This window comes from Bradyrhizobium sp. Tv2a-2, assembly GCF_000472425.1.
GTDB lineage: Bacteria > Pseudomonadota > Alphaproteobacteria > Rhizobiales > Xanthobacteraceae > Bradyrhizobium.
Window position 1 is genome coordinate 83,096 of record NZ_AXAI01000020.1, and the last position, 13,565, is coordinate 96,660.

Genomic DNA, 13,565 nt, shown 5'->3' on the forward strand with positions numbered 1-13,565 from the left:
TGTTTCCGGAGCCGCAAGCGGCATTGCGGTCCGAATTTGGCCGCTAAAACTCATGGTTGTAACTTAACTCCCTCATGCGTCAGATCGATGTACGCATTTCGACATGATGGCGCAGATTGCCCCGCTGAATGGTCATGGTTGCTGGCCACCGCGACGATATGCTTCGGTCAATAAGCAAAAATGAGGAGAGCGTCATGAAGATCAGCACGTTGGTGATCTCTTCAGCGTCGGTTCTTGTGCTCCTCTGCATTCCGGCTGGCGCACAACAGACCACCGGCACACCAGGTTCGCCCAGCGCGACTACTACGATCGACGGAAAATATCTCCCGCCGCAACCACCGAAGTTCGGTGGCGAGATTAATCTGGAGGCGTCAAAATCCAAACCCTATTGGCCCGCGCAGGTGGTGCCGCCCAAGGGAGCGCCCAACATCCTTCTGATCATGACCGATGATCAGGGCTATGGGGTATCAGGCACGTTCGGTGGCGTCATACCGACCCCAGCGATGGATCGCATCGCAAAGGCGGGACTGCGTTACACGCAATTCCATTCCACCGCGCTCTGCTCGCCGACGCGGGCAGCGCTGATCACGGGCCGCAACCACCACTCGGTGGGCTTCGGGGTGATCACCGAAATGTCCACTGGATACCCGGGATACGACTCCGTCATCGGGCCAGAGAGTGCCACCATCGGCACGATCCTGAAGCAGAACGGCTATGCCACCTCATGGTTCGGTAAGAATCACAATACTCCCAGCTATCAACTAAGCTTGGCAGGACCTTTTGACCAATGGCCGAGCGGGATGGGCTTCGACCACTTCTACGGGTTCATGGGTGGCGAGACCGACCAGTGGACACCCTTTCTCTTCCGCGATCAGACACAGGTCTTTCCGTGGGTTGGACACCCTGGCTACAACCTCACCACCGACATGGCGGACGAGGCCATCAAATACATGAAGGGGCTGAATGACGCCGCGCCTGACAAGCCGTTCTTCCTTTATTACGTGCCCGGCGGCTCGCACGCCCCACACCAGCCCACACCAGAGTGGATCAAGAAAATCAGCGACATGCACTTGTTCGATCAGGGCTGGGAAAAGCTGCGCGAGACGATCTTCTCCAACCAGAAACGGCTCGGTGTCGTCCCGGCGAATGCTCAGCTTACGCCCTGGCCCGATGGACAGGCGGAATACGGCGGAGCCAAGCTCCAGAAATGGGACACGCTCACTACCGATGAAAAAAGACTCTTTATACGTCAGGCGGACGTCTTTGCGGCCTACACGGCTTACACCGACCATGAAATTGGCCGTGTGATCCAGGCCGTCGAGGACATGGGCAAGCTCGACAACACGATGATCATTTACATCAGCGGCGACAACGGCACCAGCGCCGAAGGCTCGATCCTCGGCACTCCAAACGAGATGGCCGCGATTCAAGGCGTCGATATTCCGGTTGCGGAGCAGTTGAAGTTCTATGACGTGTGGGGTTCGGATCAGACTGCGCCACATATGGCGGTGGGCTGGACCTGGGCGTTCGATACGCCGTTCAAGTGGACCAAGCAGGTGGCGTCGCACTTCGGCGGCACTCGACAAGGCATGGCCATCTCATGGCCGGGCCACATCAAGGATACCGGTGGCATCCGCACTCAGTTCCACCACATCATTGACATCGTGCCAACCATCCTCGAGGCCACGGGCATCCAGGCCCCGGTGATGGTCGACGGCGTTGCCCAGAAGCCTATCGAAGGCGTGAGCATGGCTTACACCTTTGAGAATGCCAACGTGAATGCCCCGTCCACGCGCAGCACGCAGTATTTCGAAATGGTCGGCAACCGAGCCATTTACCATGACGGCTGGCTCGCTGCTACCACGCCGCCCCTGCCGCCCTGGGATTTGGGCCTCGGCAAGTTTCCCGATGTGGTCAACGGCTACACCTGGGAGCTTTACAACCTCGCCGAGGATTATTCGGAGAACAACGATGTCGCCGCCAAGATGCCAGACAAGCTGCGCGACATGAAGGAGCTTTTTCTGGTCGAGGCGACGAAGTACGACGTGTTCCCGTTGGACAACAGCTTCAGCGCTCGTTCAGTCACGCCGCGACCGAGCGCGACCGCCGGCCGGACTGTCTTCACCTACTCGGGTGAATCGTCCGGTCTCCCCTACAGCAGCGCCCCGGATATCGCCGGCAAGTCTTACTCGATCACGGCCGAGGTGGATATCCCGCCTGGTGGTGCAGAGGGCATGATCAACACGCTCGGTGGCCGTGGCGGTGGCCATGGTCTCTATATGCTCAAAGGCAAGCCAGTCTTTGTCTATAACTTCTTTGACGTGGAACGATTCCGTTGGGAAGGCCCGAATGCACTGGCACCCGGCAAGCACACAATCGTCTTTGACTTCAAATACGACGGCCCCGGTTTTGGCAAGGGCGGCACAGGCGTGCTGTCGGTGGACGGTAATGTAGTTGCCACCAAGACGATCCCGCACACCATCCCGTTCGTCGAAACCATCTATGAGACCTTCGATGTTGGAGTGGACACCCGCACGGGTGTGGACGATCACGACTACCAGCCACCGTTCCGTTTCACCGGCAAGATCGACAAGCTAACGGTCAAACTGTTCCCCCTGGGTGCTGCGGAGGAAAAGCTGCTGCAGCAAAAGGCCCAGGAAACCAGGAACAAGGCGCAATAAATCGTTTGGTGCTGCAGGCTCGTACCTATTCGAGCCCGGAGGCTCCGTGCACACCTTCATTTGTCCGGCATCGGCGGAGGCGCTGCGGGGTTAATGGCCGAAGAACCGTGAGAAAGCGGGCCGGACCATGAGTGTGAATGGGAGTTGTCAGAAGCGATAATGCAGTAGGGAGGAACCGGGCATGAAAATTGCAAGTGCATTGCGGTGCAGCCTGCTGGCAGGCGTCGCCGCTATAGCGATGATGACTACACCAGTCATCGCACAGAATATCCGCGGAAGCGCTACTGGCCCGACTACGGCTAGAGGCTATGACCATCCGGACCAATTTCTTCACCTGACTTTCTTCACCTGACGCCCGTGAAGCCGGCCGACAACATGTATCCGGTCATCGCTCATCCGGAACAGGAGCAACAGGCGCGCGCTAAGCTCGCTGACCTGGAAAAAAAGACCGGTAAGAAGCCAAATTTTATTTTCTTCCTGCTGGATGACGTGGGCTGGATGGATCCCGGTTTCAACGGTGGAGGCATCGCGGTCGGCAACGAAACGCCGACGATGGACAAGCTGGCCAATGAAGGGCTCAACCTGACCTCGGCGTACTCGACGCCTTCGTGCTCGCCTTCGCGCGCTACCATTCTGACCGGCCAGAACCCACTGCATCACGGCATCCTTCGGCCGCCCATGTACGGTGAAGCGGGCGGTCTCGACGGCGCAATCACGCTCCCGAGCATCCTCAAAAAGCTCGGATATGTGACGCGCGGGGCAGGCAAATGGCACGTCGGCGAGAACCGTGGCTCCCTGCCTCAGAACGTCGGGTTCGACGACTACCTTGGCTTTCTCGGCGTGTCCGACGAGTACACGGAATGGCGCGACGAGTATTTCAATCCTGAGGTAGCGCTGAGCCCATCCCGCTTCCGGATGATGGAAGAAGCCCCGTTCAACCACAATGAGGTCCATTGTAACCCGAGCAACACCGAACAATGCGAAACTGTCAAGCTCATCGACCTCGCCTCTATCAAAGACCTCGACAAGCACTGGATGGACTACAGTGTAGACTTCATCAAGCAGATGAAGGACAGCAAGCAGCCCTTCTTCCTCTACCATGCCACACGCGGCTGCCATTTCGATAACTATCCGTCGGATGAGTGGGCGGGAAAGTCGCGAGCGCGCACCGTGTTCAGCGACTGCATGGTGCATATGGACTATGTGCTCTCCCAGCTCGTCAAGGCGCTTGAAGATACCGGTCAGCTTGAGAATACGCTGATCATCCTTAGTTCGGACAATGGCCCGGAATGCGAAATCCCGCCGCATGGCCGCACTTTGTTCCGCGGCTGCAAAGGCTCGTCATGGGAAGGCGGCGTGCGCGTGCCGACCTTTGCCTACTGGAAGGGCATGATTGGGCCGCGCCGATCGGAGGGTCTGTTCGATCAGGCGGATATTTTGCCGACCCTTGTCTCATTGGCCGGTAGGCCCGGAGCGCGGCTTGAAGAGTTCTTCCCGAAAACGACATACATCGACGGCGTCGACCAGTCCGGCATGCTGCTCGCCGATGATGGCGAGTCGGCCCGCCGCGAACGCATCTACACGCTCAATCAGTACTTCGCGATGATCCGCATCGACGAGTTCAAATACATTTGGACGGCTGAAATCGAGAATGGCTTCTTCCAAAAGGGCGACTGGGGCGGGTTCAGCGGTCCGATCGTCGTCGACACCGGAGGCGGGGCCGCGGTGAACCTCTACACCAATCCAAGGGAAGACGCGCCGGCAGGGATACGACACATTCCGATGGCCGTGCCATTGGCAGGTGCGGCAGGGTGGTACATGAAAGAGCTTGTCAAGTATCCACCACAGTTCAAGATCGGAGTGCTCAATAACAATCCACCGATCTACGACCTGCTTCCGAAGGTAAAGGGAGCGATTGAGAAGATGCAGGAGGAGCGGGAAGAGAAATACCGCGAAATCAGTAGTATCGATAACCCCGCGAGGCCAGCACAAGAGCGCGGAGAAGCCGTAAAGCCATTGCGCAGGGAAGGTCGGAGTGCTCTCCGCCTCCACCTGTGGTCTTCGCGCTCGCTGCGGGACCCGTTCATGCGAGGGCCCAACTGTGCCGGCGGGCACCCGGTCTATCCTGCGCCCTCACGATTGAAGAGGATCAAGGTATCAGGCATAGCCCGCGCGAAATGCGCCGCGAGAACACTGCTCTACGTTCTCTCGCTACGCATGCGCCCCGCGCAAGCGGGGCATCCAGTATTCCAGAGGCTTCTCAGCTAGCGATCAGGCGTCTCTGGATACTGGATCGCCCTGTCACCGCGCGCCCTCGGGTCCCATCACCAGGTTCGGCAGCCAGGTCGAGATCTCCGGCACGAAGCACAGCACGAGCACCGCGCCCATCATCAGGAGCACGAAGGGCAGCGTCCCCCAGATCACGTCGCGCAAGGGAATGTCGGGCGCGACGTTGCGGATGACGAAGATGTTCAGCCCGACCGGCGGGTGGATCAGACCCATCTCCATCACGATGGTCATGATGATGCCGAACCAGATGATGTCAAAATTCGCCGCCCGCAACGGCGGCAGGATGATTGGCGCGGTCATCAGGATGATCGAGACCGGCGGCAGGAAGAAGCCGAGCACGATCACCAGCACAAGGATCGCAAGGAGCAATTCCCAGCGCGGCAGCTGCATGGCGACGATCGCCTCCGCCGCCGACTGTGAGATGTGAAGATAGCTCATCACATAGGAATAGAGCAGCGACATGCCGATGATCAGCATCAGCATGGTGGATTCGCGCACCGTCGAGGTCAGGATCGGCGCAAGGTCGGTCGGCCGCCAGACGCCGTAGATCATGGCGATCAGCGCAAGCGCCAGGAGGCCGCCGAGGCCGGCCGTCTCCGACGGCGTGGCATAACCACCATAGAGCGCGAGCATCACGCCGGTCAAAAGCAGGACGAAGGGGATGACGCGCGGCAGCACGCTGAAGCGCTCAGCAAGCGTGAACTCGTCCTTGGCGAGAATTGCTGAAGTCACGCCACCCTTCTCATAGGCCGCTTCGGCAAGGGCATATTCGCGGCGGAAGCGGAGCACGGCATAGCACCCAAACAGCGAGACCAGCAGGAGCCCTGGGCCGATGCCGGCGAGGAACAGCCGTCCCAACGACTTCTCCGCGGCGACCGCGAACAGGATCATGGTAATGGAGGGCGGCAGCAGGATGCCGAGCGTGCCGCCGGCAGCGATAATGCCGGCCGCGAAGCCGCCGGAATAGCCGCGCTTGCGCATCTCAGGAATGCCGGCCGAGCCGATGGCCGAGCAGGTCGCGGGCGAGGAGCCCGCCATGGCCGCAAACAGCGCGCAGGCGAACACATTGGCGACGCCAAGCCCGCCGGGCACTCGGTGCAGCCAGGCATGCAACGCCGAATAGAGATCCTGGCCCGCACGCGAGCGGCCGATCGCGGCGCCCTTCAGGATGAAGAGCGGAATCGACAACAGCGTGATCGAAGCCATCTCCTCGTAGACGTTCTGCGTCACCGTATCGAGCGACGCGGTGGGCATATAGATGCCCATGAACACGACGGCGACCGCGCCGAGCGCAAAGGCGATCGGCATCCCTGAGAACATCGCAACGAGGGTCGCGCAAGCGTAGCTCACACCAATTCCGAACACGCTCATCGGCGCGAAGCTCCCGCAAGCGGCATGATGATCTGCAGCAGGAGCTGCAGGCAGAGCAGCGTCATGCCACAGGCCATCAAGCCATAGGGAATCGCCAGCGGCGGCGACCACATCGAGTTCGATACCTGGCCGTCGACATAGGCTTCCTGAGTCAGCGTCCAGGATTTCCAGGTGAAGAAGGCACAAAACAAAAAGCTCGCGACATCAACCAGCCAGAGGCGGATGCGGTTGGCGAGCGGCGAGAGCAGGCCGACAAAGGCCTCGATCGAGACATGGCCGCGTCGCGACTGCACATAGGCCGCGGTCATGAAGGTGGCGCCGACCAGCAGGAACACGGCGGCCTCATCCTGCCAATAATTGGCGGCCTGGAACAGCGCGCGCCCGATCACGCTGTAGCTCAGGATGCCGCAGGCTGCGATCAGCGCCACTGCCGCGAACACCAGGATGATGTTGTTGACAATCGAGAGCGCACGCGCAAGCGCGGCCACCAGCGCATTGCCGGTGGCCGTCGTTGCGTCATCGTCACGACCCGAGAGCGGACCGTGCATCATGAGCTGACGTTGGAGGCGAGCTTCAACAGATTGGCGGCGGTCGCGGTCTTCGCGCCGTAGTCCTTCCAGGCGGTGTCGCGGGCGATATCGCGCCATTTGTTGACGACGGCGATGTCGAGCGGCGCGACCTTGGCGCCGGCCTTCTCGTAGACCTTGGCGACCTCGATATCGTCATCCTGCGCGCCCTTGCGGCCGAAACCCTCAAGCTCGCTGCCGACAGCGAGGATGATGTCCTGCTGGTTCTTGGGCAATTTGTCGAACACGATCTTCGACATCATCAGCGGCTCGAGCATGAACCAGTAGGACGCGCCGGCACCCGAGGTCAGGGCCTTGGAGACTTCCTCGAGACGGAACGAGATCAGGCTGGTGGAGGAGGTGATACCGGCATCGCAGGCGCCGGTCTGCATCGCCTGGTAGATTTCGTTCGAGGGCACCGAGAGCACGGAGGCACCCGCGGTCTGCAGCACCATGTCCATCTCGCGCGAGCCGCCGCGCACCTTCATGCCCTTGGCATCCTCGGGCGCGACGATGGCGCGTGAGCGGCTGGCGACGCCGCCGGCCTGCCAAATCCAGGAGAGCAGGATGATGCCCTTGTCGGCGAGGAAATCGGTGAGTGCCTTTCCGACCGGCTCCTTCTTCCAGCGTAACCCCTGGTCGTAGGTGGCAACAAGGCCCGGCATCAGGCCGATATTGGTCTCCGGCAGCTCGCCGCCGGCATAGGGCATCGGATAGAGGCTGATGTCGAGCGCGCCTTTGCGCATCGCCGAAAACTGCGCATTGGTCTTGATCAGCGATGAGTTGGGATAGATTTCGGCGGAAATGTCGCCGCCGCTCCTTTTTGCAACTTCAGCGGCAAACATACGGCAAAGCCGGTCGCGGAAATCGCCCTTGTCGATGGTACCGCCGGGGAATTGGTGCGAGATCTTCAGCGTCGTTGCGGCTTTGGCGGTGCCGGTGCCGAGACGGAGGATGACGGGCGCGGCGAGCGCCGATGTGACGAGATGACGGCGAGTAAGCATGACAAACGTTCCCTGCGGTTCAACCTGTGATTGGGTCTTGAAAGCCGACCTTGCGCGTCACTCTAGCCGGAAATCCACCTCAGTTTCTCTAGTCTGAAAGTAGACCAGAGGTTGAGGTTGGACAGGCAGATCACATGCCGCCGCAGAACGCCGCGTGCTATTGTTGCGGTGCACACCCGGCCCAATCCTTGGTGGATGTGCTGAATGCGCACTAACACGACTTTCGCGGGCGAAATTGTGTCGATTTGGCAGAAAAACGGCGGCCGCAAAACGCCAAAGCCGCGGCGTTGAAAATTTTTCGGATCATTCGGTAACAAACGCTTGTCCGGGAGCGTCGAGCAGGGAGGCGGCGTCAGTCGCTTAGCTTCACCAGCTCTTGAAGGGATGACCACCATGACCATTCGCACCCGCTTCGCGCTCGCCGTCTCGGCTGCCGCGGTTTCGCTCAGTCTCGCGCTGGCGCCTGCCGCCTTCGCCGACGACATGAAGAAGGACTCGATGGCCAAGGATTCCATGGCCAAGGATTCCATGGCCAAGGACAGCATGAAGAAGGACACAATGTCGCACGACAGCATGAAGAAGGACGACGGGATGTCGAAGGACGGCATGAAGAAAGATGACGGGATGATGAAGAAGAACTGACGCGGCACCGACAATCAGGCATGGTGCTTTCGGCGCCATGCCTGAAATCGCCTCAGATCGCGATCCCCTTCGCCCTCAGCGCGATGCAAAGCGGCGAGGGCGACCTTATTTCTTCTTGCCGCGGGCCTTGCGCGCGGCATAGCGGGCATCGCGCTTGGCCTTCTGGTCGGCAAGCAGCGCGGCCTCCCGCGCCTCTTCTTCTTCCTTCGCGCGCGCGATGCGGGCGGCTTCTGCGGCGGCCGCTTCCTCCTCGCGGCGCATCTGCTCGGCCTTGGCAGCTTCGCGCTCCTGGCGGACGCGGTCGCGGCTTTCGGCAATTGCCTCGCGCTCGGCGCGCCGGCGCGCAACCTCCGGGTCGTCGGGGCCGGGCTGCTCGCGGAATTTCTTGAGAAGATCTTGCCGCGCCTGCTGGGCGGCTTTCTGCCGGTCTGCAAAGCCGGGTTCCTTAAATCCGCTCATCGATCGGACCTTGTCTCACTTTCACACTTGAGGTTTGCAAATTCATTGTCCCGCGCATCGCATCTTGGGCTGACGCTCGGGCAATCGGCCGCCGGTGTACAGCGTCGCGCATCCAGATTCCACTCCCTTGATTGCAGGTCGGTCATAAGAAAATCGACCCGCTTGGGACTTGATTCACAAGCATTTGCACAAAATCGATCCTAACTTTTCTGAAACAGTCGAGCAGGAGTGTGTGTCGGCTGTGATCGCTCCATCCCGCCATCGAAAGGCTCTCGGCTGGGCCGCGGCGCTCGTGACGGCGGCCCTCGTCTCGATCGCACTGGATCGCCCGAAAGAGGTGGACAATCCCGTTCTGGGCGCGAGTGGAAATGCAGGCAAATGGCGTTCCCGCCCCATTGCAGCCGGACAACGTCCGCGCAACAGAGTTTGCGGCCAGCCCTATTTTGTTCCGCCGGGGATGATCGGGGCCTGCCGGAAGGACGGCCGGACCGCTGGCCATCCTTGCTCCCGCATGCCCTTTTGGGGCAATGATGCAACGGAGGCGAGGCGGATCAACCATGGCTGAACCCAAATCGGGCCCCAAATCTGGTGCCAAGGCAGGCGACAACCGGCGTGGCGCGGTCGCCGGGCTGTTGATCGCAATCGTGCTGCTCGCGGTCGGGGTCTGGCTGGCGCATGATCTGACCGCTGCCAGCAAGCTGCAGGACTGCGTAATGAGTGGCCGCACCAACTGCAATGTGATTGAGCCCGCGCGCTAGCTCCCGCAAACGCAGATTCGCAAGTAAAATCTGAAACTTCGGCGACGCAAAATTGTCGCGATCTTGCTTATTTGTAACGAGACAAAGCGCGAAAAGCTCGCTGCAATGCCAGGGACGCGGTGCGCCCATTGCTTTGCGTCGTCGCGGAACTGAGGGCGCCTGATCCAATGCGCCAACCAAAAAAGGGGGTATGCGAGAATGAATGCGTCCAGCCGAACAAGATTGGTTCTTTCGCTGGTATCGCTGATGGCTGTCACGAGCGTTTCAGCACAGGAGCGGCCGGGAACCGGTGGTCAGCTACCCGCTGGCCAGCCGGCACCGCACGGCCGCCCGGTGCACCCCGTGGGTCCGCCGCCGCAGGGCAGGGCGGCAGTTGACGCGCGGTTTGCCCACGGCGCGGTCGTGGCGCGCGACTTCGGCGGTCATCCCTATCGCGGCCGGCTCGCCTGGGACGGCGGACGCTGGCGTCACGAGATGCACAACGGCCGCATGGGCTGGTGGTGGGACGTCGGCGGAGTCTGGTATTTCTACCCGGAGCGGATTGACGGTCCGCCCACCTATATCTCCGACGACTATGCCGACGACGTGGTCTATGGGGCGCCGCCGCCCGGCGCTTATCCGCCCGCGCCGGTGGCCGCCTATGCGCCGCCGCCACCGCCTCCGCCTCCGCCTCCGCCGGATCCAGCCGCAAGCGCGGTCGGCGGCGCCGTGGTCGGAGGCTTGCTTGGCGGGCTTCTCACCGGGCGAGCCTCCGGCGCCGCCGCGGGCGCCGTGATCGGTGGCGCCACCGGTGCGATTGCAGGTGCCACTGCGGCGTCGCGGCCGGGTTATTACCTGGCCGAGGGCAACTGCTACTACCGCTATCCGTCCGGCCAGTATGTTCAGGCCGATCCGCGCTGGTGCTACTGAGCCGGAGCGGCTTGCATTGTCCTGGGAGCCGGCGCGCTGACTACGCGCCGGCTTTCTTTTTTGAGGCTGGCGATTGCTTGCGGTGCCTGCAAGGCCGGCCCGCATGACGGCTCAGATTTAGCGGTCGTCGCGCCCTGCAGCCCGCTCTGTCGTGCACGTCAAGCGTGATCTGACCGTTGAGCGCGGCACTGATTTGCCCGTGTGGCTGTCCGCAAGAATGCGTGAATTCCCATAAGAGAAAAGTTCTTTTTTACAGAATGTCAATGACTGCCGGGGCGCGAGACCACGCGCCGACGCTTCGCTGCGGGGGGCCCGACATCTGGCTGTGACCGCGTCCTGGCTAGAATGGCCGTCGGTCTTCCCGGCGGCAACTCCGCTGTGATTGACTTAGATCAACGGACCGGATGTTGTACGGAGCTTGTCTTTTCGCGTCAGACCGCGCGCCGAACCAGATCGACGTTTGAAACCGAGAGGATAGCGGCATGCCGACCTTCGAAGTATCGCTGGTCTGTCCGGAGGCGCTGGTGTTTGTCGGCGACGCCAACCAGGTCGACCTGCCGGGGTCCGAGGGCGACCTCGGCGTGCTGGCAGGACACGCGCCGATCGTGACGACGCTCCGGCCCGGCATCGTCAGGGTAATCGCGGATGGCGGCGACGAGAAATTCGTCATCCTCGGCGGCCTTGCCGAATTCTCCGCCTCGAGCCTGAACATCCTGGCTGACAGCGCAAGCCCGATAGACGAGTTCGACGTCGCGGAACTGAAGGCGAAGATCGAGGACATGGAGCGAACGGTGCCGACGCGCTCAGCCGGCGATGAACTCGATCGCGAGATCGAGTTGCTCGATCAATACAGGACATTGCATCAATATATCACGGTGACGACGGCGCTCTGAGCGACCTATAATCAGCTCCGTCATCGACGCGCAAGGCGGGTTACATGGATCAGGCGGTGAAACCATCTCCGGCGGAGCCGGCACCGGCGAAAGACCCCGTGCGGCTTGCGATCCGGCTCGCGCTTCTGGCTGGCGTGATTTACTGGTCTTACATCCTTATCCTGCCGTTCATTCCAATTCTGGTGTGGAGCGCAATTCTCGCGGTGGCGCTCTATCCCGTGTTCGACCTGCTGGCGCGCCTTTTGGGCGGTCGTCCCGTGGTATCGGCGATTCTAATCACAATCCTTGGTCTCGTGATCGTGATCGGGCCGGCGAGCTGGCTTGCATTCGGCCTGATCGAAGGGGTGAGGTTGATTTCCGATCAGCTCGGTACCGGAAAAGTTTACGTGCCGACGCCCAACGCGGCCGTCAAGCAATGGCCGCTGATCGGTGAAACGCTGTTTGATCTCTGGCAACTCGCATCGACCAATTTGGCGGCGGCGCTTGGAAAGCTGTCTCCTTACGCAAAGCCGGTCGCCACGACCGTTCTGGCGACGGTCGGCAGCGGCGGATTAGAAATCCTGAAATTCCTGGTCGCGGTGATCGCGACCGGGTTCCTGTTCATTCCGGGCCCGCGGCTGGTGTCGAACATCCGCATCTTCGTGGCCCACATCGTGCCCGAACGCAGTGAGGAGTTCGTCAAGCTCACAGGTGACACCATCCGCTCGGTTTCCCGCGGCGTCATCGGCATCGCGATTCTGCAGGCCTTCCTGGCCGGCATCGGCTTCATCGTCGCCGACATTCCAGGCGCCGGGCTGTTTGCGTTTCTTATCCTGCTCCTGGGCGTCGCCCAGATCGGCTGCGCTATCGTCCTGATTCCGATGATTGCCTGGTACTGGATGACACGAGAACCGACCGCGGCATTGCTGTTCACCCTCTATATCGTGCCCGTCGGCTTCGTCGATAACGCGCTGAAGCCGTTCGTGATGGGGCACGGCTCGCGCACCCCGATGGTGGTGATCCTCATCGGCGTGCTGGGCGGCACGCTGGCCCACGGCCTGATCGGTCTTTTCATAGGTCCGATCGTGCTCGCGGTCGGCTGGGAACTGCTCGCCGCCTGGATGCGCGACGAGGCTGGTCGCAGCGTCTTCGTGGACGAGAAAGCGGCGATCGAAGCCGACCAGACTCTCGCTAGTAGCGCTCGGCCACGAACTTTGCTGCCCTGAGCCGGTCATTGTAACGGCCCTTGTCGGATCGCGGTGGCAGCTTGACCAGTTCGTGCCGGACGCGCTTGTGGGGAATGGCGTCGAGGATGTGCGAGATGGCGTTGAGGCGCGCCTTCCGTTTATCGTTGGAGGGAACGACGAACCAGGGCGCTTGCTTCGAGCTTGTCGCCTTGAGCATCATATCGCGCGCCCGGGAATAGTCGTACCAGCGCTGAAACGACTCGATATCCATCGGGCTGAGCTTCCACTGCCGAAGCGGATCGTCGATTCGCGCGGCAAAGCGCCGCTCCTGCTCCTCCTGACCGACTTCGAGCCACAGCTTGATCAGCTTGATGCCGCCGTCGACGATATACTGTTCCATTTGAGGGCAGAGCTCGAGGAAGCGTTCATGCTCTGTCTTGGAACAGAAGCCCATCACATATTCAACGCCGGCACGGTTGTACCAGCTACGGTCGAAAATCACGATTTCCCCCGCCGCCGGGAAATGTTCGATATAGCGCTGCATGAAGATTTGCGTTTTCTGCCGGTCGGACGGCGCCGGCAGGGCGACGACGCGGAACACCCGCGGGCTGACGCGTTCGGAAATCGCCTTGATGGTGCCGCCTTTGCCCGCGGCGTCGCGTCCCTCGAAGATGATGATGACGCGCAAGCCCTTGGCCTTGACCCACTCCTGCAAATGGCAAAGCTTCACCTGTAGCTTGCGCAGTTCCTGCTCATAGGCCTTGCGCTTCATCCTTTGCGCCTGGCCGTCCTGCTCCCTGGATTTTCTTGCCATCAGCCCCGCCCTG

12 protein-coding genes are annotated in these 13,565 nt (G+C 61.1%); 7 read left to right on the top strand and 5 right to left on the bottom strand.

Going from position 1 to position 13,565, the window contains the following annotated elements:
- Positions 1-194 precede the first annotated feature (194 nt).
- The gene (locus A3AI_RS0132455) at positions 195-2,681 is read left to right on the top strand and encodes an arylsulfatase (protein WP_024519557.1); all 2,487 of its coding nucleotides are present in this window, start codon (positions 195-197) and stop codon (positions 2,679-2,681) included.
- 357 nt (positions 2,682-3,038) lie between these two features.
- Positions 3,039-4,949, top strand: a complete 1,911-nt coding sequence (locus tag A3AI_RS43820; protein WP_198030260.1) for a sulfatase-like hydrolase/transferase — start codon at positions 3,039-3,041, stop codon at positions 4,947-4,949.
- Between the two features lie 33 nt (positions 4,950-4,982).
- Here the strand turns inward: A3AI_RS43820 and A3AI_RS0132465 are convergent, their stop codons facing one another.
- The 3 genes from A3AI_RS0132465 to A3AI_RS0132475 are packed head-to-tail and all read right to left on the bottom strand — an operon-like array spanning position 4,983 to position 7,911.
- Positions 4,983-6,341, bottom strand: coding sequence for a TRAP transporter large permease (locus A3AI_RS0132465; protein WP_024519558.1), 1,359 nt, complete (start codon positions 6,339-6,341; stop codon positions 4,983-4,985).
- Entirely contained in the window at positions 6,338-6,892 is a 555-nt protein-coding gene (locus A3AI_RS0132470; protein ID WP_024519559.1) for a TRAP transporter small permease, read from the bottom strand. The genes A3AI_RS0132465 and A3AI_RS0132470 overlap by 4 nt, the downstream gene beginning before the upstream one ends.
- The gene (locus A3AI_RS0132475; protein WP_024519560.1) at positions 6,889-7,911 is read right to left on the bottom strand and encodes a TRAP transporter substrate-binding protein; all 1,023 of its coding nucleotides are present in this window, start codon (positions 7,909-7,911) and stop codon (positions 6,889-6,891) included. Before A3AI_RS0132475 ends, A3AI_RS0132470 begins: the two co-directional genes overlap by 4 nt.
- 393 nt (positions 7,912-8,304) lie before the next feature.
- Between A3AI_RS0132475 and A3AI_RS0132480 the strand changes: the two genes are divergently transcribed.
- Entirely contained in the window at positions 8,305-8,553 is a 249-nt protein-coding gene (locus tag A3AI_RS0132480; RefSeq protein ID WP_024519561.1) for a pentapeptide MXKDX repeat protein, read from the top strand.
- A 105-nt stretch (positions 8,554-8,658) separates the two neighbouring features.
- Here A3AI_RS0132480 and A3AI_RS0132485 read toward each other — a convergent pair whose 3' ends face one another.
- Positions 8,659-9,012: a DUF6481 family protein gene (locus tag A3AI_RS0132485; RefSeq protein WP_024519562.1), complete on the bottom strand. Its 354-nt coding sequence runs from the start codon at positions 9,010-9,012 to the stop codon at positions 8,659-8,661.
- Positions 9,013-9,569: 557 nt separating this feature from the next.
- On the opposite strand from A3AI_RS0132485, the gene A3AI_RS0132490 reads away from it, so the two are divergent.
- From A3AI_RS0132490 to A3AI_RS0132505, 4 genes are all read left to right on the top strand, one after another.
- On the top strand, positions 9,570-9,770 hold the full coding sequence (locus A3AI_RS0132490; RefSeq protein ID WP_036050288.1) for a hypothetical protein: 201 nt from the start codon (positions 9,570-9,572) through the stop codon (positions 9,768-9,770).
- A 198-nt stretch (positions 9,771-9,968) separates the two neighbouring features.
- Complete coding sequence (locus tag A3AI_RS0132495) at positions 9,969-10,679, top strand: hypothetical protein (RefSeq protein ID WP_024519564.1); 711 nt, start codon at positions 9,969-9,971, stop codon at positions 10,677-10,679.
- Positions 10,680-11,161: 482 nt separating this feature from the next.
- A complete protein-coding gene (locus A3AI_RS0132500) occupies positions 11,162-11,572 on the top strand; it encodes a F0F1 ATP synthase subunit epsilon (protein WP_024519565.1) in 411 nt (136 codons plus the stop codon).
- 44 nt (positions 11,573-11,616) lie between these two features.
- The gene (locus A3AI_RS0132505; RefSeq protein WP_024519566.1) at positions 11,617-12,777 is read left to right on the top strand and encodes an AI-2E family transporter; all 1,161 of its coding nucleotides are present in this window, start codon (positions 11,617-11,619) and stop codon (positions 12,775-12,777) included.
- On the opposite strand, the gene ppk2 is transcribed toward A3AI_RS0132505, so the two are convergent.
- Positions 12,743-13,552, bottom strand: a complete 810-nt coding sequence (ppk2, locus tag A3AI_RS0132510; protein WP_036050291.1) for a polyphosphate kinase 2 — start codon at positions 13,550-13,552, stop codon at positions 12,743-12,745. The genes A3AI_RS0132505 and ppk2 overlap by 35 nt on opposite strands.
- Between the last annotated feature and the right edge of the window lie 13 nt (positions 13,553-13,565).

Bases quoted from the DNA above. Each gene is read 5' to 3' on its own strand.
- A3AI_RS0132455 (WP_024519557.1), top strand. From the start codon at position 195: ATGAAGATCAGCACGTTGGTGATCTCTTCAGCGTCGGTTCTTGTGCTC.
- A3AI_RS0132465 (WP_024519558.1), bottom strand. From the start codon at position 6,341: ATGAGCGTGTTCGGAATTGGTGTGAGCTACGCTTGCGCGACCCTCGTT.
- A3AI_RS0132470 (WP_024519559.1), bottom strand. From the start codon at position 6,892: ATGATGCACGGTCCGCTCTCGGGTCGTGACGATGACGCAACGACGGCC.
- A3AI_RS0132475 (WP_024519560.1), bottom strand. From the start codon at position 7,911: ATGCTTACTCGCCGTCATCTCGTCACATCGGCGCTCGCCGCGCCCGTC.
- A3AI_RS0132480 (WP_024519561.1), top strand. From the start codon at position 8,305: ATGACCATTCGCACCCGCTTCGCGCTCGCCGTCTCGGCTGCCGCGGTT.
- A3AI_RS0132485 (WP_024519562.1), bottom strand. From the start codon at position 9,012: ATGAGCGGATTTAAGGAACCCGGCTTTGCAGACCGGCAGAAAGCCGCC.
- A3AI_RS0132490 (WP_036050288.1), top strand. From the start codon at position 9,570: ATGGCTGAACCCAAATCGGGCCCCAAATCTGGTGCCAAGGCAGGCGAC.
- A3AI_RS0132495 (WP_024519564.1), top strand. From the start codon at position 9,969: ATGAATGCGTCCAGCCGAACAAGATTGGTTCTTTCGCTGGTATCGCTG.
- A3AI_RS0132500 (WP_024519565.1), top strand. From the start codon at position 11,162: ATGCCGACCTTCGAAGTATCGCTGGTCTGTCCGGAGGCGCTGGTGTTT.
- A3AI_RS0132505 (WP_024519566.1), top strand. From the start codon at position 11,617: ATGGATCAGGCGGTGAAACCATCTCCGGCGGAGCCGGCACCGGCGAAA.
- ppk2 (WP_036050291.1), bottom strand. From the start codon at position 13,552: ATGGCAAGAAAATCCAGGGAGCAGGACGGCCAGGCGCAAAGGATGAAG.